Here is a 21,507-nt window from a genome sequence, read left to right as displayed (position 1 = left end):
GAATCAACGGTGCTTGTTTTTCCTCAGGGCAGCTTCGGAGGGGTCCAGTCGGCCCACTGCGCGGTCGCCTTGCGCCAGGCAGCCGGTGGGACCAGGCGGGCAGCGGCGAGGAGGGCGAAGTGGCGGAGCGCGTTCGTGTCGGAGTTGCGGGCGACACTGGCACGGGCGGCGGCCGTCATCGGGTGCACGCGGGCGCGCCGTTCCTCGTCGTAGCGCTCCAGGTTGTCAGCGTTCGCGGCCAGTACGACGGCATCCTCGAGGGCCTGGCAGGCGCCTTGCCCGAGGTCCGGCGTCATCGCGTGCGCCGCGTCGCCGAGCAGTACGACGTGATCCTTCACGAACGTCGGCACCGGGTCGATGTCCACCATGTCGTTGTGCAGGACCTGGTCCTCGGGTGTCGCGGTCACTAGCTCCGGGATCGGGTGGTGCCAGTGCCCGAGCTGACGCAGTACCTCGGCGCGATTGTCGGCGTACAGCGTGTTGGGCTGTGGCTCGTTCGCGGTGAGGAACCAGTAGACGCGCTCCTCCGGCAACGGGAGTACGCCGAACTGCAGGCCGCGCCCCATCGTCAGCGACTCCTGGACCGGCCACACCGCGCCGGACGGCGTCACGCCGCGAAAGACGGTCCGGTGCTGGAAGACCGCTTCACCCGACCAGAGCGTCCGGCGGGTCACGCTGTTCACGCCGTCCGCGGCGACCACCAGATCGGCGTGCAGCTCCTCACCCGAGCACTTCACGGTCCCGTCCGTCGACACCGCGGTGACCTCGGCGTCGGTGTGCAACGCCGACTCGGGCAGGGCCTTCCGCAGTACGTCGTGCAGGTCCGCGCGGTGGATCGCGAGTACGCCGACGTCCTCGGGATGGTTCCGCCGCACCCAGCGGCCTTGCGGTGTGCGGATGTTGCCGCGGGAGATCGTCGGCACGCTGCGATCGGTGACCTCCAGGCCGAGCGCGGCGAGGGCCTTGACCGCGTTCGGCCAGAGCGTCAGGCCGGCGCCGACCTCGGCGATGACCGGCGCGCGTTCCAGGACGCTCACCGACCAGCCGACCTTGCGCAGCCCGATCGCCGCGGCCAGCCCACCGATGCCGGCCCCGATCACCAACGCACTCCGTTGACCACTAGCCATGCGGCGGAGGGTACTTCTTGCCGGACGGCCGAATGATCCGGGGTGCGAATGGTCTAGCCCTCTTCGCTTCCACCGTGCTGGAAAGGCTTCCGAAGTGGTCCAGTCTGGTGTTACCCAGGACGAATGCATGGTTCGCTGCCGGGGAAGGCCGCCGAGATCCGGGCGCGGTTGCTGAGTCTGATCGACACGTTGCCGGAGGGTGCGGCGCTGCCACCGGAGCGCGAGCTGGCGGCGCGCTGGAACGTCGCGCGGATGACGCTGCGGCGGGCCGTCGACGAGCTGGTGATCGAGGAGTTGCTGGTCCGCCGGCACGGCAGCGGCACGTACACGACCCGCCCGAAAGTGGCGCGCTGGCTCGGGATGATCGGGTTCTCCGAGGACATCCGGCGGCGCGGGATGCGGCCGGGCAGCACGATGCTGGAGTTCCGCCACCAGAAGGCCGAGCGGGCCGCGGCGCGCCGGCTGCGGATCCCGGTCGGTGACCCGATCATCGCGTTCACCAGGCTGCGGCTGGCTGACGACCACCCGATGCTGGTCGAGCGCACCACGCTGCCGGCGTCGTACGTCCCGGGCCTGCAGGCGGAGGACCTGAACGGCTCGCTCTACGACCTGCTGACGAGCCGCTACGGCATCGACGTGGTCAGCGGTACGTCGCGACTCGAACCGGTGATGCCCGACGCGAAGACCGCGGGCTGGCTCGACATTCCGGTCACGCAGCCGTGCCTCGCGTTGCACGGCATCAGCTTCGACAGCCGCGATCGCGTCTTCGAGTACACGTCAGCTGTCTACCGCGGCGACCGCTACGCCTTCACGACCGAGCTCCGCACCACCACCCCGAGCGCCCGCGCGAACGCCAAGGGCCTGTAGCCGGCTCAGCGGAAGACGCCGGTGTGGCCGAGCGAGTACCGACCGGGCTGCGGGAAGACGGCCAGGCCGTGCGGTCCCTGGCCGACCGGAATCCGCGCCAGCAGCTTGCCGTCGCTCAGCCGGATCGCGTAGACCACTGCGTTGTAGCGACCGGACACCCACAGCACGGCGCCGTCCGGTGAGACCCCACCCATGTCAGGACTGCCGCCGCCGGGGATCTTGAACTTCTTCACCACCTTGCGGGTCGCGAAGTCGAGCAGCGAGATCGAGCCCTCGCCGCGGTTGGTGATGATCAACCGCCGGGAGTCCCGCGTGACATACAGCCCGTGCGCCCCCATCCCGGTCGGGATGAACGCCCGGATCGCGACCGGATTCGCGGACAGCACCCAGACCCCGTTGCTCATCATGTCCGCGACGTAATAGAACCGCCCGTCCGGCGAGAGCTTCACGTCCTGCGGCATCGGCGCCGGCATCCGGCGCCTGGTCGGCAAGCGCAGTACCCGCAGGAGTTTCTCCGCCGCGGTGTCGATCACCAGCAGTTGCCCGGAGAACTCGCAGGACACCAGGAAGGTCTTCCCGTCCGCCGCGAAGTCCGCGTGGTTCACGCCCGCGCACGGCACCGGCACCGCCTTCCGCAGCGCCATCGTGTGCGGATCGAGGAAGTCGAGTTGCTTCTCGTTGGACGCCATCACGATCGCTCGCCGACCGTCGGGTGTGAAGTAGAGGTTGTACGGGTCGCGGACGGCGACCGGGCGGCCGGGCAGGCCGGTCACCGGGTTGATCGGCGTCAGGCTGTTGCCGAGGTCGTTGTTGACCCACAGGGTCCGCAGGTCCCACGACGGTACGACGTGCTGTGGCTGGCGCCCGGTGCGGAAGGTCCGGATCACCTTGTAGGTCCGCGGATCGATCTCGGTCACGGTGTCGCTGCCGCTGTTCGGGACGTAGATCCGCACCGGGACCCGGCGTACCGACGCGGCGAACTGTCCTGGCCGGTCCGCGGCCCAGACATCGGTGGCCGACAACGGCAGCGGCATCCCGGGCAGCAGCTTCGGCGTTGTCCGCGCGGCCGGTGGCGCGGTCGTGGGAGTCGGCGGGCGGGGAGTTGGGGTGGCAGCCTGCGGCAAGGCCGGGTCGTGTCCGCTGCCGGAGCAGGCGCTCACCGCGACCAGCAGGACAGCGGTCAGTAAGCACCAAGGCTTCATCGAAGGAGTTCGCTCAAGGTGACCGGTTCGAGTCGCTTGGCGGTCAGAGCGGCCAGGATCCGCGGCAGGGCCGCGATGGTCACCGGGTGCCCGAGGTGCAGGCTCACGATCGAGCCCGGGCGGACGCTGCCCGCGACCGCCTTGATGACCGTGGCCGTGGGTGGATCCTGCCAGTCGAGCCCGTCGACGTCGTACGAAATGCAGCTAGCGTAACCCGCAGCTGCGGCCGCCGACCGGATCACTTTAGTGGTCTGCTGGGTTCCCGAGGCGCGGAACCACCGGCCAGGAGTCTTGGCCGTGCGGCGCAGGACGGCGGCGCAGTCGCTGATCTCCTGATCGGCCTGAGCCGCGCTGAGCTTGCGCATCGGCTTGTGGTGCATCGTGTGGTTACCGAGATCGTGCCCACCGTGCAGGATGCGGGTCGCCATCTCCGGATGCGCGACCAGCCAGGTACCGACCGCGAGCACGCTGATCCGGGCGCCGGCCTGCTCGACCAGGTCGAGCAGTCGGGTGCCGAGGGCCGGATCGCCGTTGCCGTGGAAGGTGAGCGCGACCTTCGGGACGGTCCGCGGTCCGTGCACGATCTCGACTGCCTCGGTCACCGTCGGGGACGAGGTCTTTGGGGAAGGAGTCCCCGAGCCGGCGGTGACCGAGGGCCCGGTCGGCTGCGGGGTCGGCTCCTGCGTCGGATCCGGGGTCGAGCCCGGTCGACCGGTCGCGGCAGGCTTCTCGGTCGAACATCCGGCCGCTCCTGCCGTACCCATCGCCAGGACGGCCGACCTCAGCACGGTCCGCCGATCCACAGCCATGGCTTTGACGGTAAGTGGCGCGGGCTGAGTGGATGCTGAGTCGGGATCGTTGATGGGTCACGGTGATTACCTGACGCGTCCTGATGCTCACTACGGTGGGCCGATGGATCTCAAGAGCCCGATCAGCACGGTGGTGCCGTCGCTCGATGGTCCGGTGCTGCAGGTGCTGGCCGATGCGGAGGAAGGGCTTTCGGGGCGGCAGATCCACAAGCTCGCCGGCTCGGGGAGCGTCGCCGGGGTGCGGCTCGTCCTGCAACGGCTCGCGGCCACGGGCCTGGTCCACGTGGACGATCTGGGCAATTCGTTGCTCTATCGCCTCAATCGCAAGCACCTCGTGGCGGGCATCGTCGAGCAGCTCGCGAACCTCCGCCGTACCTTGGTGGACCGCCTCGCCGACGAGATCAGCCGCTGGCGGGTCCTGCCCGTGCATGCCAGCCTGTACGGCGCGATCGCCCGCGACGACGGGGATCTGGACAGCGACGTGGACCTGCTGCTGATCCGGCCGGACCAGCACGAGTTCGAGGACGTCGTGTGGGAAACGCAGGTCACCCAGCTGATGCAGATCGTCGTCGACCTCACCGGCAACGCCGCCCACATCTTCGAACTGAGCCAGACCGAACTCGCAGGCCACCTCGCCACCGAGGACCCCATCCTCAACGACTGGCTCACCCCGACGCTCCACCTGACCGGCGTCCCCCTCGCCGAAGCGGCCCACCAGCTCCTCCCGCTGAGCCACTGAAAACAGCTGAACAACAGCTCGGTCGATGGCCTACCGTCGCGAGGATGAGACTCATCGACGCGCCACCCGTCGACCTCGCCTGCTTCGATCTCCCCGACGCGGCGGTCATCGCGCCCGGTGAGGACGTTCTCGTCCGGACGTGGTCGGCCGCGGAGTATCCGTTCCTCACCGGCCCGCTGGGCGGCAACCTCGACACGTCGGAGCTGCGCCCGGGCTCGACGCTCTATCTGTACGACGACCTGGGCCTCGGCCGTTTCGTGATCGGTGACGCGCACGCCGCGATGGGCGACGGCGAGGTCAGCGGTCAAGGTATCGAGATCGGGGCCCGTTGCCGCCTCCGCGTCGAGATCCACCGCGGTACCGAACCGCATCGCCCGCTGGTCGAGACACAGGAGACTCTGGTTCAGCTGTGCAGCCGTTTCACCGAGAAGGACGCGTACACACAGGCGATCTCCGACGCGGTGCATCACGTCGCGTTCTCGCAGCAGGTCAGCTTCGAGGAGGCGAATGCGCTGGTCAGTCTGATCGGGGAGCTGCGGGTGTCGAGCGTCGTCTCGCACTCGCCGACGTTCAAGATGCTCGTCGCCCGCCGGCACCTCGCGCCGATCGCCGACCTTCTCCACGTCGCGAAGCCGGCGCTGCCCCACACGCCTAGGTAGTCCTTTCCAGGAGTGGTCTACTCAGGGTGCTTTACCGGCCGCGATTCGTCGGCAACAGTGAACCGGTGCCTGCTTCGTCTGTCGTGCTGATCGGCCCACCCGGACCGGCGGCCGCCTTCACCACTGCCCTCGACCAGGCCGGGCTCGCTCATCAGCGGTACGACGAGCCGCCCGCGGACCTCACCGACGCGCGCGCGGTGATCGTGCTCGCCGGGCGATATCCGGAGCCGTCCCGTATCGACAGTTCGTGGCTGGCCGAGTACGTGCGGGCCGGCGGATCGGCGTACGTCGAGTTCGCGGTGGACGACGGATTCCTGCCGACCGGTGCGGTGCGAGACGCGCACATCGAGCGGATCTTCACGCGCGAGGCACTCGGTGGGATCGAACCGCTCAGCATCCTCGATGAGCACCTGTCCCGGGCGCAGGAGGTGGTCGCACCCGAGGGATCGATCGAGCTCCTCACCTACGGCTCGGTCGCCGGCACGCACAAGGCCGTCTTCGGACCACCCGAGCACACCTTCCCTGCGCTCCTCGACATCCCGATCGGCGACGGCCACCTCCTCTACGCGACGACTGCCCTGAGTCACCACATCCAAGGCAACTACAAGCCGGTACGCCGCTGGCGCCGCCTGATCGAGCTGATCCTGGCCCGGCTCACCGGCACCGAAGCCCGGCCGGAGCTCGAGCTGTTCACCGAGCCGCGGGTCTGGGTCGCCTCGGGAGAGCCGGTCAAGATCGTGGTCCGCTCGACCACCAAACCGGACGCCGTCGAGGGACCTGTCGCCGCGGGCGAGCTGGTCGAGGTCGCGCCCGGCCGGTTCGAGTCGGAGCCGGCAGTCCTGCCCGATGGCGAGCACACATTCGTGGTGGGCGACCAGACGACCACGCTGACCGTGGGATCGCGAGCAGCGCAGTACCGGCGGATGGTCGACCGGGGGATCGCCTGGTTCGACCGGGCCGGGATGTTCAACGACGCATCGGACGGGTCGCGGGGTGTCGCGGAGGGTTTCTCCAACGAGATCGGGTTCGACGGGAAGCTCCCGTTCCGTCCGGTCCCGCGCGGCGACTGCTACACCCAGACCGCGCACGCCTTCCGGATGTACGCCGACCTCGCCGGCTTTCCGCGCGGTCGCACGATCGCCACCAACCTGATGCGGCACGTCGTCGACGAGGAACAACTCACCGACCGCAACCCGTTGTACGGCGCTTTCGAACCGCGCGGCGCCCGGACCGATCTGACCGCGACCAACAACCTGTTCGCCGACGACGGCGGCTGGATCGCCCTGTTCGCCCTGATCTCCGGTGAACTCGAGTCCGGCCTGCGCGGCGTCGAGTCGCTGATCCGCACCGCGAACACCGAACTCGGTCTGCAGGTCGACCCCTGGCGGACTCCGTCGACGCTGATGGTGAAGGGCTGGGACGAGTTCGGCCGGAGCCCGATCGAGGACGGACTGGACCTGACCTCGCACTGGCAGAGCTCCGCGCTGTGCGCGTATCTGTACGCGTACGGGATCACCGGCGAAGCGTCGTACCTGGAGATCGCGGAGCGCGGGCTCGACCACATGGCGTCGCACCACCCGCGGGCGCGGTTGGAGACCAGTCGCACCTGCGAGGCCGGGCGCTTCCTGCTGCCGCTCGCCGGCGGGTACTTCTACACCCGCAAACCGTTGTACCTCGAGACGATGCTGTCGCTGGCCGATTTCCTCAAGAGCCGCCAGGGACCGGACGGCGGGTTCGCCGAGTGGGACGGGAAGTGCCCGCCGAGCAACGAGGCGTACGGCGTCGACGAGGCCTCGATCTTCCAGGCCAACGGCGACCCGGTCACCGACCAGCTGTACGGCACGCCGTTCGCCGCCTGGGCGCTGCCGATCGTCCACCAGATCACCGGCGAGCCGGTCTTCGAGGAGCTCGCGCACGGCGTCCTCGACTACCTGAGCCGGATCCAGATCGACGATCCGGACGACGAGCAGCTCGACGGCACCTGGCAGCGCGCGTTCGACTTCGACGCCTGGGAGTACTTCGGCTCGAACGCCGACATCGGGTGGGGACCGTACTGCGTGGAGACGGGCTGGTCGGTCGCGCCGACGCTGATCGCCGCGATGCAGTACCTGAAACGCACTCCGTTCTTCCCGACGCCGGGTCGCGACCAGCGTGCGGTCGTCGCGAAGGTCCGCGCCGAATTCGACTCGATCGCCGCCGGCGAGTCCGCCGAACCCACCTTCCACCGTCGCGAGGACGGCCGGGTCGTGCGCCACCAGGCCGGCGTACCGGCGGTCGTCGGCGAGCTCGAAGCGGGCGGCGAACCCGTCTGGGCGCGCAACGAACCGTCGAACTCGTACGAGATCTACGTCCGCGGCGCCGACAACCACCTGCACCACACGTACCTCGACGACCGCGTCGGTCAGGGCCGCTGGCGCCGGCTCGGCGACCTCGAGCTCGCCGACGATCCGGTGGTCGCGTTCAACCCCGGTGCCGACGCGATCGAGGTGTACGTCCTGGGCGCGGACCGCCGGATCCACCATTGCTCGATGATCGACGTCCGCGGCGGTCACACTCCGTGGGAACCTGTGGGTACGCTGCACTTCACCGGGTCACCCGCGGTGATGTACGACGAGAACCTCGGCACCGTCCGCCTGGTCGCGAACGACACCGCCGGCCAGGACCGCCGTACCCGCAAGGTGAACCGGTGGCACCTTCCCTGGCATGACTATTCACACTGGATCACGGCATGATGCGCATTGCTATCGACGGCGGTCAGTCCGCTCTTCGTCTTCGGGTTCTCCCGTCCGGGCGGACCGGCGAAGGGCCGGGCTACACGCACGGACCGGATGCACTGGACCGGATGCTCGACTCGATCCGGGTCGCGGCGGCGGAGGTCGAGGTCAGCGGGCCGGTCGAGGTCGTCGCGCTCGGACTCACTGGGTATCCACAGGCTCCAGGCGCGGCGGAGGCCTTCGCCGCGGACGTCGCCGCGCTGCTGGACGCCGACGAGGTCCGGCTGACCCAGGACATGGTCACGGCGCACGCCGGCGCACTCCCCGACGGGTACGGCGTGGTCGTTGCCGCCGGCACCGGACTCGTGTGTCTCGCGGTCGATCGCGACGGGACGTGGCGCAAGCTCGACGGCCACGGCTACCTCTTCGGCGACGCCGGCAGTGCGTTCGCGATCGGCCGCGCCGGCCTGGTCGCCGTACAGCGCGCTCGGGACGGCCGCGGCCCAGCCACCAAGCTCGCCGACACCGGGCTCGATCCGGTCACGCTCTACCGCTCGTCCACGCTCGTCGACGACGTGGCCCGCTTCGCTCCCGAAGTACTGCGGTGTGCGGCCGAAGGCGATCCGGTCGCGCATGAGCTCGTGGTCCGCGCGGCGGGTGACATCGCCGAGACGATCGGTGCCGCTGTCGATCAGCTCGCCGGTGAGGGAACGGTCCCGGTCGCGTGCGTCGGCGGCCTGTTCGCGGGCGCCGGCGAACAACTGCTCACTCCGGTCCGTGACGCACTCCCTGCCCGTGCCGAGCTGACCGCGGCGGCCGGCAACTCGCTCGACGGCGCCGAACGCCTCGCCACCGGATCCGCCGGAACGTACGCCGACCTGATTGTGACCCACCGTCGATGAGAACCGTTGCCCCCGGCACCTTGGTGGTGTCCTGCCAGGCGGGCCCCGAGAGCCCGCTGCACGGACCGGCCGCGATGGCGCTGATGGCACGAGCCGCCGAGGCAGGTGGCGCCGGGGCGATCCGGGCCAACGGGCCGCGGGACATCGCGGCGATCCGGGCGGTCAGCGACCTGCCGATCATCGGGATCCACAAGATCGGTGACCCGGGCGGCGTCTTCATCACCCCGACGTACGACGCGGCGGCCGGCATCGTCGCGGCCGGAGCGGACCTGGTCGCGCTCGACGCGACGCTGCGGCCCCGTCCCGACGGACAGCAGGTGGCCCGGCAGATCGCCCGGATCCACGACGAACTCGGCGTACCGGTGATGGCTGACGTGGACACCCTGGACGCCGGTGTGGCGGCTCGCGAGGCGGGTGCGGACGTGGTCGCCACGACCCTGTCGGGGTATACCAATGGCCGTCCACCGACCGGACCTGATGTCGAACTGGTCCGGCAGCTCGCGGCGAAGCTGGATTGCCCGGTGATCGCCGAGGGCCGGATCCGGACCCCCGAGGACGTCCGCGCCGTCTGCGATGCGGGCGCGTACGCCGTCGTGGTCGGGCACGCGATCACCAATCCGACCGACATCACCGCGCGACTGGTCGGCGCGATCCCGGTCCACTAGAGCAGGAACAGTGGTCTAGTCGATCTTGTCGACCGGGGTCGAATCCCCTTCCGTGCGGGTGTCCGGCGGGCGTATCCATGACGCAGCCCAGAGCCATCACCGGCCCGAGAGGACTCGTCATCATGATCGAGGTCGACCGCCGTACCCTGCTCCGCGCCGCCCTGGCCGGATCCGCCGTCGCCACGCTCGCCTCCTGCGCGAAGCCGGTGGCTGACAAGGCGACCGCGGCGTCCGGGAGCTCCGTGGACGGGAGCAAACCGCTGGAGTTCTTCAACTTCGACGGCGGCTACGGCAAGGAATGGACCACCATGCCGCTGGATCTGTACCGCAAGGAGTTCCCGAACGCGGACGTGAAGCTGACCAGCGGGCAGCAGCTCCAGCAACAGCTGCAGCCGCGGTTCATCCAGGGCAACCCGCCGGACCTGATCGAGAACGTCGGCCTGGACGGCGCCACACTGGCGGCGCAGAAGCAGGTGATGGACATCGGCGCGCTGCTCGACATGGAGTCCTACGACCAGCCGGGTGTGAAGGTGAAGGACACCCTGCTCCCCGGCGTCGCCGAGGCCGGCCGGTACGACGGCGTGAAGTACGAGATGCCGTACGTCTTCGGCGTCGGCGGGATCTGGTACAGCAAGCCCCTGATGGACAAGCACGGCTGGGAGTACCCGAAGCACTGGGACGAGATGCTCGCGCTCTGTGCCGAGATCAAGAAGACGACCGACATCGCGCCGTGGACGTACCAGGGCAAGTTCCCGGGGTACCTGACCAACCCGATGCTGATGACGGCGTACAAGGCGGCCGGTCCGGACCTGAAGAAGAAGGTCGACAACCTGGAGCCGGACGCGTGGCGTGACCCGGCGCTGATCGCGGCCGCCGAGGGGTACCAGGAGCTCGCCGCGAAGGGCTACCTGCTGGAGGGCTCGCAAGCGCTCTCACACACACAGTCGCAGACCTACTGGGCGCAGGGCAAGGCGGTGTTCATCCCGTGTGGCGGCTGGCTGGAGAACGAACTCGGTGACATCGCGCCGAAGGACCTCGGGATGACGATGGTCCCGGTGCCGGGGATGTCGAAGGACGACAAGGCGCCGTACGAGACCGTCACCGGTGGGCCCGGCGGCGCGCTGATCGTGCCGGCCAAGGCGAAGAATCCGCAGGGCGGTCTGGAGCTGCTCCGGATCATCGTGTCGAAGAAATGCATGCAGAACTTCACCAAGGTGACGAAGTCGCTGACCGTGGTGAAGGGCGCCACCGACGGCGTCGAGCTGTCGTCGGCGAACAAGTCGATGCAGGCCGTGATCGAGGCCGCGGGGACCAACATGTTCGCGGACTGGTCGTGGCGGCTCTGGTACAAGAAGCTGCTCGACAACTCGGACAAGGCGATGGCCGCGCTGATGAACCGCGAGCTCACTCCCGACGGGTGGAGCAAGCAGATGCAGAAGTACGCCGACGCCACGGCGAAGGACCCGTCGATCAAGAAGTTCCACGTCTGATGCACCACGGCAAGTACCGGTTCATCGTCAGCCTGCTGGCGGTTCCGCTCGCCGTCTACGCGGTGTTCGTGGTCTCGCCGTACCTGCAGGCGTTCCCGATCGCGTTCACGAACTGGGAAGGGCTGTCCGCGAGCTATCACTACATCGGGTTCGGGAACTTCACCACGCTGTTCCACGACTCGGTGTTCTGGGTGGCGCTGCGGCACAACCTGTTCCTGCTGGTGTCACTGCCGGTCATCATCGTGACGTTGTCGCTGTTCTTCTCGGCCGCGCTGAACTACCAGGGCGGCGTACCGGGGTCGCGGATCTACAAGGTCGTGTACTTCTTCCCCGGCGTACTGTCGATCGCGATCGTCGGGGTGCTGTGGCAGTTCGTGTTCGAGCCGCGCAACGGGCTGCTGAACGGGTTCCTGCGCGCGATCGGCCTCGACGGGCTGGCGCGGTTGTGGCTCGGCGACGGCAAGACGGCGCTCGGCTCGATCATGGCCGTCGTCGTGTGGGGCGGCGTCGGGTTCTACGTCGTACTGTTCACCGCGGCGATGGCAGCGATCCCACGGGAGCTGTACGAGGCGGCGCTGCTCGACGGCGCCGGCGCTCTGCAGTCGTTCTGGCGGGTGACGCTCCCGCTGATCTGGAACACGGTGCAGACCGCGCTGGCGTTCCTGGTGATCGGCGCGCTGGACATGTTCGCGCTGGTGAAGATCCTCTCGGTCGGCCCCGGTGGACCCGACGACGCGACGCAGGTGATCTCGCTGTACATGTACACGAACGCGTTTACCTACGGGAAGTTCGGGTACGCCTCCGCGATCGGCGTCACGCTGTTCGCGATCAACATGATCCTGACCTTGCTGACGTTCCGGCTGACCCGCCGCGAGCGGGTCGAGTACTGAGGGAGATCCGATGGCTACGTTGACCTCTCAGTCCACGTCCGCCGTACGGTCCGCAGAGCCGGCGCGGACGGCGGTCGGCCCGCGGGTGCTCGGTGGGGTGTCGCAGGGGTTCCTGCTGGTGTGGGGCGCGATGGTGGTGTTCCCGCTGCTCTGGGCGGTGCTCAGCTCGTTCAAGTCCGACCAGGACATCTTCACCAGCCCGTGGAGCCTCCCGTCACATTGGCGGTGGGACAACTTCTCTCGCGCGTGGAACGAGTCACACATCGGCTCGTACTTCTTCAACAGCGTGATCGTCGTCTGCGGCGGCGTCGTCCTGACCTTGCTGCTGTCGTCCGCGGTCGCCTACGTGCTCGCCCGTTTCGAGTTCCCCGGCAGCCGGGCGCTGTACTACGTGTTCGTCGCGGGCATGGTGTTCCCCGGGTTCCTGGCGCTGGTGCCGCTGTTCTTCGTGGTCCAGAACCTCGGGCTGATGAACAGCTACCTAGGACTGATCCTGGTGTACGCCGCGCACGGGATGTCGTTCTCGGTGTTCTTCCTGACGGCTTTCTTCAGGACCCAGTCGAAGGAACTCGCCGAGGCGGCGCTTGTCGACGGGTGTTCTCATTGGGGTGTGCTCTTTCGCATCATGCTGCCGCTGGCCCGTCCCGGACTGGTGAGCATCGGCATCTTCCAGTTCCTCGGGATGTGGAACGAGTACCTGCTGCCGTTGGTCCTCAACACCGACGAGAAGCGCTACCTGGTAACCCAGGGTCTGGCCAACATTGCGGTCACCCAGGGGTACCACAGCGATTTCTCGGGCTTGATTGCGGGACTGACCATATCCATAATTCCGGTGTTGGCCGTTTATCTCGGCTTCCATCGTCAGATCAGTGCCGGAATGACCGCGGGAGCCCTCAAGTGACCGACCTCCTCTTGGCTGCGAAATCCCTGGACGTCACCCCACCGCCCGGCCATCGGCTCGACGGGTACGCCGCACGCACGGGCGTCGCCACCGGGACCGCGGACCCCTTGCACGCGACGCTGATCTGGCTGTCCGGCAAGGACGATCCCGGCGTGCTGTGGCTCACGCTCGACGCGATCGCGGCCGGCGCAGCGCTGTCCGCGGAGCTGGCTGCGGCCGCCGCCGAAGCGGCCGGCATTCCGTCGTCGCACGTCGTTGTGTCCGCCTCGCACACGCACTCGGGCCCGTCGGGATGGACGGGCGAGATCCATCCCGTCATCCCCGCCGACCGCGAACGTTCGCTGGTCGACGCGCTGGTCGGTGCCGTGCGCTCGGTGCACCTGGAGCGGCAGCCGGTGACGGCGACCTGGCACTCGATCGAGGTCGTCGGCGTCGGCACCAACCGGCACCGCAAGAACGGGCCGCACGACAACACCGCGGGCATCCTCGCGCTGCGCTCGTTGTCCGGCTCCCTCGAGGCGGTCCTCCTCGACTTCGCCTGTCACCCGACGACGTACGGCCCGGAGAACATGCGGTACTCCGCCGACTGGCCCGGCGCCGCTCGCGCCGCGCTCGCGCCTGCGGTGGTCGGGTTTCTCCAAGGGGCTGCCGGTGACGTGAGCCCACGGTTCACTCGCCAGGGGCGCGGCGCCGCCGAGGTCACCCGTCTCGGCAGTCTGCTCGCGGCGCGTGTCCGCGAGGCGCTCGCCGAGCCCGGTCTGGAGCTACCGCAGTCGGCGCCAGCGATTCGTCGTACCACTCTCACGTTGCCGGTGCGGGACATCCCGCCGATCGACGAGTCCGAGAGGCTCGTGTCGGCGGGCGAGAGCCGGGTCAACGCCGGCGTCGACGATCCGTCCGATCGCATCTCCCAGACCCGGTTGGAGGGGGCCCGAGGCCAGGCGCTGATGGCCGCCGCGTGCTTGCCGCCGACGCTCGACCTGTCGGTCAGTGCCGTCACGATGGGTGACGTCTGCTGGATCAACCTGCCCGTGGAACTCTTCGCCATCCACGGCGCCTGCCTCCAGTCCGACAGCACCCACCCGATCACCCGGGTCATTGGTTACACCGACGGTTACTACGGCTACGTGGTAGACCCCGCAGCCGCCGAGGCCGGCACCTACGAAGCCCTCATCACCTTCTTCGACCAACCCACCACCAACAAACTAGTCACCGAAACCACAACCTTCGTCAACAGTTGACGGGGAGGCTGGGAAAGAAAGTGTCGTACAGCGACGCTTTCTTTCCCAGCCTCACGCGATCAGGAGCGGGACCACCTTTGATTGTCGGTGGCGGTGCAGGGGGTGGTGGTTACTGCGGCGCCGTTGGTGGGGGCGGTGGCGGTGAGGCATTGGGTGGGGTTGTTGGTGGGGGTGACGGTCTGGTCAGGGTTGAGGGTCCAGGACTGGTTGGGTGCGCCGGTGCAGTTCTCGATGGTGACCGACTTACCGGCGGTCATGCACTTGTTGGCGTAGACCGTGAGCTCCTTGGCGGCCGTGTAGTTCCACGACTGGTTGCCGCCGTTGTTGCAGTCCCACAGGTCGAGCGCGGTGCCGGGAGCAGTCGAGAACCCAGGTACGTCGACACACCGGCCGCCGGCCGCGCTCCGCAGCGGTTCGCCCGGCGGGGCGGGCGGCAGGGTGTTTGTCGGCTCGGTCTTGAGCAGGCCCCAGCCCCACTGCACTTGCGCGAGCCCGCTTGCGCTGTTGACCTGGAGATCCGCCGGGCCGACCTGCGTGGTCATCGAGTACGAGTCGCCGTTGCGCAGCCCGGGCCAGTAGACGATGCCCATCTTGTTCTCGCGGGCGACCTGCGTCAGTGCACCGAGGTACGCCGTGTACACGTTCCCCTCGTGGTTGCCGTAGTTCAGCCCGATCGTCATCGGCGAGCCGGCCTCGTCGATGATCGTCCGCGCGCCGTACGAACCGATCCGCGGCCGCAGGTTCGCCAGCCACGCGGCCTCGGTGGTGTCCGACGCCCAGAACCCGTAGAAGTGCAGCGACAGCAAGGTTCCGGCCAGCTCCGGCGCCGCCCCGACCCCGGTGACGTTGTCGTTGTACCCGGTCCCGGAGATGACGATCCGACTCCGCGGTACGTCGCTGTGCCGGGCGATCCACGACGACGTCAGCGAGACCCACTCGGGCAACGAGTACCCGAACGGCTCGTTCATCGGCTCGAAGTACACGTGCGGGTTCTTCCCGTAGGCCGCGACGACGGTGTCCCACATCGCCGCGTACGCCGCCGGGTCGTCGACGCGCCCGTCTTTCGCGTTCTCGGCCTCCCAGTAGCTGAGGATGACCTTGAACCCGCGCCCGACCGCGGCGTCGATCGCCCCGCGATAGGAACCCCACCAGTCGGTGCCCACGCTCGACGGGTTGATCGGCAACCGGACCGTGTTCGCGCGCAGCTCCTGGCGGAACTCGCCGACGATCCCATCGGCCTTGCGGTACGTCGTCGCGTAGTCGTCCGCCGTACTGAGTCCGGACGGGACGACCGCGTCGTGGGCGTAGTTGTCGCGCGGATCGGCCCAGTTGACGCCGCGGAAGTCGTTGGTCTGTCCCGGCGGGGCGGCTGAGCTGGCGGGTGCGGTGAGGGCGGTGACGACGGCAGCGGCGGCCAGTGCGGCGGCGGCGATCCGACGGGCTGAGGGCTTCATCTGGCTGATGTTTGCGTAAACATAACCGCTCGTCAATGGCTCGGCGCCGCCCGGATGTGGACGGCGCCGAGCCATTGACAGGAGTGCCTAGAGCGCCAGTTCGGGCTGGAGCTTCTTGGCGGGCCAGACGCGTTGTTTGCGGGCGGCCAAGGTCGACGCGGCGAGGGCGACGGCGAACCAGGCGGCCAGGGCAAGCAGGTCCCGGCCGAGGGACGTGCCCGGTCCGCCGTACATGAGGTGCCGTACGCCGTCGATCGCGTAGCTCATCGGGAGCGCGTGGTGGAAGAAGTACAGGGGCTGGGGGATGGTCTGCCACGGGAACGTGCCGCCGGCGCTGACGAGCTGGATCACCATCAGGACCAGGCCGAGGAACTTGCCTACGGCACCGAACCAGGCGGACAGCGCGTGCAGGATCGCGACGAAGGTGAACGACGTCAGGATCAGGAACCCGACGGTCAGCCACGGGTGCGCCGCGTGGATGCCCAGGCCGAGAACGACGGCGACGAAGACCAGCGTCGCCTGGATCGCGCCGAACAGGGCCGGCGGGAGCCAACCGCCGAGCGCGACCCGGAACGGCGACTGCAGTGCCGCGAGCGCACGGGGCGACAGCGGACGAACGAGCAGGAACAGGACGTACGCACCGATCCAGCACGCCAGGCAGAGGAAGAACGGAGCCAGACCGGCGCCGTAGCTGTCGGCGGTGGCCTGGGAGACGTTCTGCAGGGTCACGGGTGCACCCAACGTCTCAGCGACCGCCTTGCGCTGGTCAGCGGACGGGTTGGGGATCTGCTTCACGCCGGCTGCCAGACCGGTGTTCAGCTGAGTCGCACCGGTCTTGAGCTGACCCACTCCGGTGGCGAGGCTGTTCACTCCGGTCAGCAACTGCCCCTGACCGGTCACCGCTTGCTTCTCACCGGCCGCGAGCTTTGTCGCACCGGTCTGCAGCGTGCCAAGACCGGTCTTCAGCTTCACGGCACCTGTGTTGAGTTGGTGTGCCCCAGTGGCCGCCGTGCTGATGCCGTTCGTCAGTGCGGGTGTCGCCTTGGCCAGCGCGGAGGCGCCGTTCGACACCTTCCGTGCTCCGACGGCGAGCTGGTTGAGCTGCTTGGAGGTGGACTGGATCTTGGTGTTCGCGCGGACGACGGGAGCGCGCAGCTTGGACGTCTCGAGCAGGACCTGCCGGATCTGGTGCTGGCTGAACCCCTGCGCCTTCAACCGCGCCGCCAGCTGGGAGTCGAACGTGGTCAGGTCCTTCACCAGCCCGCTCGACGCGGTGGCGACCTGCTTCCCGACCCCGGCGATCTTCTCGTTGCCATCGGCAACCTGACCGGCGCCGGTGGCCAGCTGCTTCGTCTGCTTGGGCAACGTCGCGGTCTTGTCCTTCAGCGTCCCCAGGCCGCTGTCGAGCTTCGCGGCACCTGTGGCGAGCGAGGAAGCGCCCTGTGAAGCCTGCGTTGCGCCAGTGGCCAGTTGTGACGCACCGGTCGACAGCTGCTTCTGTGCGGAGTTCAGCTGGGTGGCGCCCGTCTGCAGCTTCGTGACACCGGTCGCCGCTGACGTCAGCCCGGTCTGCAGCTGAGCAGCACCAGTGGCCGCGGAGCTGACCTGCTTGTGGATCGTGTTGTACCCGGCAAGCAGCTGCGAGGCAGCCGTCTCACTGACCTGCGACGCGACAGTCTTGGTCACCTGCGCCACGACCTGGTTCGCGATCGTGTGCGCGATGTAGTTGTTCGCGTCGTTCGTCAGCAGCTCCAGCTGCGCCTGCCGCGGCGTGAAGTCCGCACTCGACGCCAGGTCCGACGAGAACGACTTCGGCAGTACGAGCGCGAACTCGTACTTCCCGTCCGACACCCCGGCGGTCGCGTCCGCACGGTCCACCTGGTGCCAGTCGAAGCTCTTCGACTTCACCAGTTCGGAGGCGACCTGCGGTCCGACGTTCAGCTTCTCGCCGGTCGCGAGCGTCGTCCCCGCGTCCTCGACGACGACCGCGGTCGGGATCTTGTTCAGCCGGCCGTACGGGTCATGGTTCGCGTAGAGGTACAGGCCGCCGTACAACACCGGGACCAGCAGTAGAGCGACCACGGCCAGTTTGGGCAGCCGCCCGGCCGTCAGGCGTCGCAACTCACTCAGGGCCATCCGCAGCGCGGTCACGCCTCTGTCTCCTCTAACTCTTCTGCTTGTTCTTGTTCTTCGTCGATCGGGGTCACCGGCTCCACGGGAGCCACCGGAGCGACCTGGATCGGGTCGGGTTGTTCGGTCTCGCCCATCCGGGCGGCCTTGATGTCGAGCAGCCGCGCCGATGCGTCAGCGCAGGTGATGATCACGCCGTACCCGTCGGCCGCCAGCCCGCGCCCCAGCTCGCACCAATCGCGCGGATCACCGCCGTGGCGGTCCGGCATGGTCAGAATCACCACCTGTACGTCGGGACGCGCCACGGTCAGCTCGGTCAGCAGTCTGGTCCGTACGGCGACCGGTAGGTGCTCGAACCGCTTGTCGGCATGCTCAGCGGCGTCATGGTCGTTCAGCCACTCCAGCACGGCCTTGCGGCCCGCCTTGCGTCCGGCGATCGCCAGCTCCTCGCCGACCACCGTCTGAACGGGGAGCGCGTCGTCCGGCTCGGTGATGCCGGGCGCGTCGACCACGGCGATCCGCCGCCGCAGCTGAGCCGGATCCGCCGTGCCGTCGAGCCGGACCGTCCCGGTGTCGGGCTTGAGTCGGCCGGACAGCCCCAGCGCCGCCGCGACGTGCCCAGCGCCTGGGTAGCCGGTCAGCAGCACAACCTGATGGTCGGCGACCGACACGGACGTGGCGTGCAGCATCGGCGCGTGCGGGCCCCGCACGCTGATCCCGCTGGCCTCGAGCTCCATCCTGCAACCCCGTTCAATACGGTTGTGTATTCAATACAGAACTGTATCCTACTCCTATGCAACCGCCCAAGCGCCGCCGCTCCAACACTCGGGCCCGTCTTCTCGAGGGTGCGCTCACCGTGTTCGCCGAGCGCGGGTTCCACGGCGCGTCGGTCGAGGACATCTGCGAGCGCGCCGGGTTCACCCGCGGCGCGTTCTACTCGAACTTCGCCTCCAAGGACGAGCTGGTCCTGGCGCTGTTCCAGGCCACGACCGACCGCCTGCTCGAGCAGATCGAGGCGCTACTCCCCGACCTCGCGAACCAGCCGGGAACGCTGCTGGACGCCGTACTCGGACTGCTCGACGAGACCGCTCCGGACCGCCGCCAATGGCATCTGATCTCGGCTGAGTTCACGCTGCACGCGCTGCGGGACCCGGTCGCCGCGGAGGCGCTGAACAATCAGCGCGCGATGTTCCGCGAGAGCCTGACGCGGCTAGTCGAGCAGATCGCCGAGACCGGCGGACTGACGCTTACCGTGCCGGCCGAGCAGTTCGTCCGGCTGGTGATCGCCGTCCACGAAGGCGCCCGGTCGCAGAGCCTGCTCGAGCCGGAGCAGGTCCCGGCCGGCTCGCTCGAGCACACCTTCCTACCGCTCGTGCTGGAGGCCGTCAGCCGACCGTCACGCTGACGGCGGTCAGCCGACCTTCACGCTGACCGTGTGCAGGCCGGTCGCGCCGTTCGGGGCGGGTGGCGCCGAGGACTCGACCTGTGGATTGCCTTGCGCGTCGAACGCCCGTACCTGCAGGACGTGCTGGCCGCGGGACGCGTTCCAGGTCCAGTGCCACTGCCGCCAGGTGTCGATCGACGGGTCCGTCGCGAGCGTTGCTTGTTGCCAAGGGCCCCCATCGACGCGGACCTCGACCTTCGACACCCCAACATGCTGGTCCCAGGCCACACCGGCCACCGTCACCGCTCCCGGACCGACCTTCTTCCCCAAGGGTGTGTCGATCCGCGACGACAACTTGATCGGTCCGAGCGCCGACCACCCGCGCGGCGTCCAGTACCCCTCGAAGCGGTCGAACCGGGACACCTCGATGTCCACCAGCCACTTCGTCGCCGACACATAGCCGTACAGCCCGGGTACGACGACCCGCACCGGGAACCCGTGCTCGACCGGCAACGGCTGCCCGTTCATCGCGAACGCGAGCATGGCCTGCCGATCGTCGAGCAGCGTCGGCAGCGGCGTACCGGCGGTGAAGCCGTCCTTCGACGTCGACTTGATCGCGTCCGCGTCCGCGGCCGGACCAGCCTCTTGCAGAAGGTCCTTCAGCACGACACCGGACCAGAGCGCGTTCCCGATCAGGTCACCGCCGACCTCGTTGCTCACGCAGGTGAGCGTCACCCACTTGTGCACGACCTGGCGTTTCAGCAGGTCGTCGAAGGTCAGGTTGATCTCGCGATCGACCATCCCGTGGATCCGCAGCTTCCAGTCCGCGGGCACGATCTGCGGCACCGAGAGCGCCGTGTCGATCCGGTAGAAGTCCTCGTTCGCGGTCGCCCACGGTACGGCGCCGTCGGCCTGGACCCCGGGCGGCGGGGCGAGGGTCGGCGGCTGCGGAAGTTTGAGCTGCTTGCGGGCGTCGGCCACCGCGGCCCGGTTCCCGCCGACGACCTTGCCGAGGGCACCGATCGCCGCCGAGCCGAGCGCGACGCCGGCGGAGAGTTGCAGGAACCCGCGCCGGCTGACCGCGTCGTCGGGGGCCTTGAGCAGCGGTTCGAGCCGTCGGCTGAACAGCCGCAGTACGACCAGCGCGGTGACCCCGGCGAACAGCGACGGAAGCGCACCGGTCTGTCCGGCGTCCGCGCGGGTGACGGCCGCGGCGACCGCGACACCGGTCAACGCCACGGTGATCAGGGCGCCGGCCCAATAACGCCGTACGGCGAGAATGCCGCCGACCGCAGCGAGGGCGACGACGACGATCAGGATGCCGGCCCGGAGTGCCGTCTTGTCGTGGGTGCCGAACCAGGAGATCGCGAGATCCTTCAGCCACGGCGGCACCCGGTCGATGAAGGCGGACCCGATCGCGACCACCGGGGTCTGCGGCGTACCGAGGAGGCCGGCAACCACGCTGCCGACCGCCAAGCCGGCGAGTGCCGCGAGGACGCCGCCGACGGCTCCGCGCCACCGGGTTCCGCGCCCGCGGGTTCCGCCGGGAGCCTTGGGGTCAGCCTGTTGCTTCACTTCTCAACAATTGCGCGACGGGGCGCCCGACACCAGTCGAGCGCCCCGTCCGTTAGTCGCGGGTAATGCAGTTGTGCGGTTGTGAACCCTTGGCTGGATCTGTTGGGTCAGATCCGGTGGTCAGATCCGGTCGGGCGTGATCGGCCCGAGGCCCGGGCGGCCGTTCGGCCAGCGTCGGGCGTTGTCCCGGACCCGGCGGAGCTTGCCGAGGACAACGTCACGGTCGTCCGCCAACTGGGACATCCAGAGGCTGTCGATCTCGAGCAGGTGGTCCGGCAGGGCTTCTCGCAGCCGGCGCTTCCCCTCCTCGGTCAGGACGGCGAACGAACCGCGGGCGTCGTCGGGGCAAGGCTCCCGGCGTACCAGGCCGAGGTTCTCGGCGCGGTCGACCAGCCGGGTGATGCCGCCGGTGGTGACGGTCAACTCCCGGGCAAGGGAAGTGAGACGCTGCTTCTCCCCGTGGCTGCGGGCCAGCCGCAACAACAGTTCGAACATTGCCATTTGCAGTCCACTGCGCTTCAGGGAATGGCGCATCAGGTGATCCAGCTCTGCTGCTGCTTCTCGCAGCAGGCCATAGGCCGTCAGCACGTCGCTTTCCCAGGGTTCCGCGGCGCGAGTGGGTTCTGCATCGGCGAGCGCTAGGGGCGAGCAAAGCGAAGGCGCGATGGTCATGGGCGGACTCTATTAGTTGACCAGTTCACTTCGCTACACGGGGTGACCTTTCGGCTACAGATCGACCCAGAACTGCAAGAACCCTG

Annotated in this window: 19 protein-coding genes; 11 read left to right on the top strand and 8 right to left on the bottom strand. The window is 68.6% G+C overall.

Annotated features, from left to right (window positions below; genetic code table 11):
* Positions 1 to 23: 23 nt before the first annotated feature.
* Positions 24 to 1,127, bottom strand: a complete 1,104-nt coding sequence (locus AC0662_RS21900) for an FAD-dependent monooxygenase (RefSeq protein WP_478302792.1) — start codon at positions 1,125 to 1,127, stop codon at positions 24 to 26.
* A 123-nt stretch (positions 1,128 to 1,250) separates the two neighbouring features.
* Between AC0662_RS21900 and AC0662_RS21895 the strand changes: the two genes are divergently transcribed.
* Positions 1,251 to 1,994, top strand: coding sequence for a GntR family transcriptional regulator (locus tag AC0662_RS21895; RefSeq protein WP_452199216.1), 744 nt, complete (start codon positions 1,251 to 1,253; stop codon positions 1,992 to 1,994).
* A 5-nt stretch (positions 1,995 to 1,999) separates the two neighbouring features.
* Here the strand turns inward: AC0662_RS21895 and AC0662_RS21890 are convergent, their stop codons facing one another.
* Positions 2,000 to 3,196, bottom strand: a complete 1,197-nt coding sequence (locus AC0662_RS21890) for a YVTN family beta-propeller repeat protein (RefSeq protein ID WP_478302790.1) — start codon at positions 3,194 to 3,196, stop codon at positions 2,000 to 2,002.
* Entirely contained in the window at positions 3,193 to 4,005 is an 813-nt protein-coding gene (locus AC0662_RS21885) for a polysaccharide deacetylase family protein (RefSeq protein WP_478302788.1), read from the bottom strand. The genes AC0662_RS21890 and AC0662_RS21885 overlap by 4 nt, the downstream gene beginning before the upstream one ends.
* Before the next feature lie 103 nt (positions 4,006 to 4,108).
* On the opposite strand from AC0662_RS21885, the gene AC0662_RS21880 reads away from it, so the two are divergent.
* The 9 genes from AC0662_RS21880 to AC0662_RS21840 all read left to right on the top strand — a co-directional run bounded on the left by AC0662_RS21880 (position 4,109) and on the right by AC0662_RS21840 (position 14,206).
* On the top strand, positions 4,109 to 4,744 hold the full coding sequence (locus AC0662_RS21880; RefSeq protein ID WP_478302786.1) for a hypothetical protein: 636 nt from the start codon (positions 4,109 to 4,111) through the stop codon (positions 4,742 to 4,744).
* Between the two features lie 44 nt (positions 4,745 to 4,788).
* A complete protein-coding gene (locus AC0662_RS21875) occupies positions 4,789 to 5,403 on the top strand; it encodes an acetamidase/formamidase family protein (RefSeq protein WP_478302784.1) in 615 nt (204 codons plus the stop codon).
* Between the two features lie 65 nt (positions 5,404 to 5,468).
* Positions 5,469 to 8,135 (top strand): hypothetical protein, encoded by a 2,667-nt coding sequence (locus AC0662_RS21870; protein WP_478302782.1) that lies wholly within the window; start codon positions 5,469 to 5,471, stop codon positions 8,133 to 8,135.
* Positions 8,132 to 9,019 (top strand): N-acetylglucosamine kinase, encoded by an 888-nt coding sequence (locus AC0662_RS21865; RefSeq protein WP_478302780.1) that lies wholly within the window; start codon positions 8,132 to 8,134, stop codon positions 9,017 to 9,019. The genes AC0662_RS21870 and AC0662_RS21865 overlap by 4 nt, the downstream gene beginning before the upstream one ends.
* A complete protein-coding gene (locus AC0662_RS21860; protein ID WP_478302778.1) occupies positions 9,016 to 9,684 on the top strand; it encodes an N-acetylmannosamine-6-phosphate 2-epimerase in 669 nt (222 codons plus the stop codon). The genes AC0662_RS21865 and AC0662_RS21860 overlap by 4 nt, the downstream gene beginning before the upstream one ends.
* A 77-nt stretch (positions 9,685 to 9,761) precedes the next feature.
* Positions 9,762 to 11,174, top strand: a complete 1,413-nt coding sequence (gene ngcE, locus AC0662_RS21855; protein WP_478302776.1) for an N-acetylglucosamine/diacetylchitobiose ABC transporter substrate-binding protein — start codon at positions 9,762 to 9,764, stop codon at positions 11,172 to 11,174.
* Positions 11,174 to 12,064 carry a carbohydrate ABC transporter permease gene (locus AC0662_RS21850; RefSeq protein ID WP_478302774.1) on the top strand — a complete coding sequence of 297 codons (891 nt, stop codon included), beginning with the start codon at positions 11,174 to 11,176 and terminating at the stop codon, positions 12,062 to 12,064. The genes ngcE and AC0662_RS21850 overlap by 1 nt, the downstream gene beginning before the upstream one ends.
* A 10-nt stretch (positions 12,065 to 12,074) precedes the next feature.
* Positions 12,075 to 12,965 carry a carbohydrate ABC transporter permease gene (locus tag AC0662_RS21845; protein ID WP_478302772.1) on the top strand — a complete coding sequence of 297 codons (891 nt, stop codon included), beginning with the start codon at positions 12,075 to 12,077 and terminating at the stop codon, positions 12,963 to 12,965.
* Positions 12,962 to 14,206 (top strand): hypothetical protein, encoded by a 1,245-nt coding sequence (locus tag AC0662_RS21840; RefSeq protein ID WP_478302770.1) that lies wholly within the window; start codon positions 12,962 to 12,964, stop codon positions 14,204 to 14,206. The genes AC0662_RS21845 and AC0662_RS21840 overlap by 4 nt, the downstream gene beginning before the upstream one ends.
* Positions 14,207 to 14,265: 59 nt before the next feature.
* On the opposite strand, the gene AC0662_RS21835 is transcribed toward AC0662_RS21840, so the two are convergent.
* The 3 genes from AC0662_RS21835 to AC0662_RS21825 all read right to left on the bottom strand — a co-directional run bounded on the left by AC0662_RS21835 (position 14,266) and on the right by AC0662_RS21825 (position 18,527).
* Positions 14,266 to 15,660 carry a ricin-type beta-trefoil lectin domain protein gene (locus AC0662_RS21835; protein WP_478302768.1) on the bottom strand — a complete coding sequence of 465 codons (1,395 nt, stop codon included), beginning with the start codon at positions 15,658 to 15,660 and terminating at the stop codon, positions 14,266 to 14,268.
* Between the two features lie 87 nt (positions 15,661 to 15,747).
* Complete coding sequence (locus tag AC0662_RS21830; protein WP_478302766.1) at positions 15,748 to 17,811, bottom strand: YhgE/Pip domain-containing protein; 2,064 nt, start codon at positions 17,809 to 17,811, stop codon at positions 15,748 to 15,750.
* Complete coding sequence (locus tag AC0662_RS21825; protein WP_478302764.1) at positions 17,808 to 18,527, bottom strand: ATP-binding cassette domain-containing protein; 720 nt, start codon at positions 18,525 to 18,527, stop codon at positions 17,808 to 17,810. The genes AC0662_RS21830 and AC0662_RS21825 overlap by 4 nt, the downstream gene beginning before the upstream one ends.
* 56 nt (positions 18,528 to 18,583) lie before the next feature.
* Here AC0662_RS21825 and AC0662_RS21820 point away from each other — a divergent pair, with 56 nt between their 5' ends.
* Positions 18,584 to 19,195 carry a TetR/AcrR family transcriptional regulator gene (locus AC0662_RS21820; RefSeq protein ID WP_452199188.1) on the top strand — a complete coding sequence of 204 codons (612 nt, stop codon included), beginning with the start codon at positions 18,584 to 18,586 and terminating at the stop codon, positions 19,193 to 19,195.
* 6 nt (positions 19,196 to 19,201) lie between these two features.
* Here the strand turns inward: AC0662_RS21820 and AC0662_RS21815 are convergent, their stop codons facing one another.
* Both AC0662_RS21815 and AC0662_RS21810 read right to left on the bottom strand, forming a co-directional pair.
* Entirely contained in the window at positions 19,202 to 20,749 is a 1,548-nt protein-coding gene (locus AC0662_RS21815) for a molybdopterin-dependent oxidoreductase (RefSeq protein ID WP_452199186.1), read from the bottom strand.
* 120 nt (positions 20,750 to 20,869) lie between these two features.
* Positions 20,870 to 21,421, bottom strand: coding sequence for a MarR family winged helix-turn-helix transcriptional regulator (locus AC0662_RS21810; RefSeq protein WP_387768092.1), 552 nt, complete (start codon positions 21,419 to 21,421; stop codon positions 20,870 to 20,872).
* Positions 21,422 to 21,507 lie beyond the last annotated feature (86 nt).

It is taken from the genome of Kribbella sp. NPDC043289, from assembly GCF_056436705.1.
This window is presented reverse-complemented; position numbering and strand designations above follow the sequence as displayed.

Excerpts from the sequence above, each read along its gene's own strand:
- AC0662_RS21860 (WP_478302778.1), top strand. The coding sequence starts at position 9,016 with ATGAGAACCGTTGCCCCCGGCACCTTGGTGGTGTCCTGCCAGGCGGGC.
- AC0662_RS21845 (WP_478302772.1), top strand. The coding sequence starts at position 12,075 with ATGGCTACGTTGACCTCTCAGTCCACGTCCGCCGTACGGTCCGCAGAG.
- AC0662_RS21875 (WP_478302784.1), top strand. The coding sequence starts at position 4,789 with ATGAGACTCATCGACGCGCCACCCGTCGACCTCGCCTGCTTCGATCTC.
- AC0662_RS21890 (WP_478302790.1), bottom strand. The coding sequence starts at position 3,196 with ATGAAGCCTTGGTGCTTACTGACCGCTGTCCTGCTGGTCGCGGTGAGC.
- AC0662_RS21825 (WP_478302764.1), bottom strand. The coding sequence starts at position 18,527 with ATGGAGCTCGAGGCCAGCGGGATCAGCGTGCGGGGCCCGCACGCGCCG.
- AC0662_RS21880 (WP_478302786.1), top strand. The coding sequence starts at position 4,109 with ATGGATCTCAAGAGCCCGATCAGCACGGTGGTGCCGTCGCTCGATGGT.
- AC0662_RS21850 (WP_478302774.1), top strand. The coding sequence starts at position 11,174 with ATGCACCACGGCAAGTACCGGTTCATCGTCAGCCTGCTGGCGGTTCCG.
- AC0662_RS21885 (WP_478302788.1), bottom strand. The coding sequence starts at position 4,005 with ATGGCTGTGGATCGGCGGACCGTGCTGAGGTCGGCCGTCCTGGCGATG.
- AC0662_RS21810 (WP_387768092.1), bottom strand. The coding sequence starts at position 21,421 with ATGACCATCGCGCCTTCGCTTTGCTCGCCCCTAGCGCTCGCCGATGCA.
- AC0662_RS21835 (WP_478302768.1), bottom strand. The coding sequence starts at position 15,660 with ATGAAGCCCTCAGCCCGTCGGATCGCCGCCGCCGCACTGGCCGCCGCT.
- AC0662_RS21900 (WP_478302792.1), bottom strand. The coding sequence starts at position 1,127 with ATGGCTAGTGGTCAACGGAGTGCGTTGGTGATCGGGGCCGGCATCGGT.
- ngcE (WP_478302776.1), top strand. The coding sequence starts at position 9,762 with ATGACGCAGCCCAGAGCCATCACCGGCCCGAGAGGACTCGTCATCATG.
- AC0662_RS21820 (WP_452199188.1), top strand. The coding sequence starts at position 18,584 with ATGCAACCGCCCAAGCGCCGCCGCTCCAACACTCGGGCCCGTCTTCTC.
- AC0662_RS21865 (WP_478302780.1), top strand. The coding sequence starts at position 8,132 with ATGATGCGCATTGCTATCGACGGCGGTCAGTCCGCTCTTCGTCTTCGG.
- AC0662_RS21895 (WP_452199216.1), top strand. The coding sequence starts at position 1,251 with ATGCATGGTTCGCTGCCGGGGAAGGCCGCCGAGATCCGGGCGCGGTTG.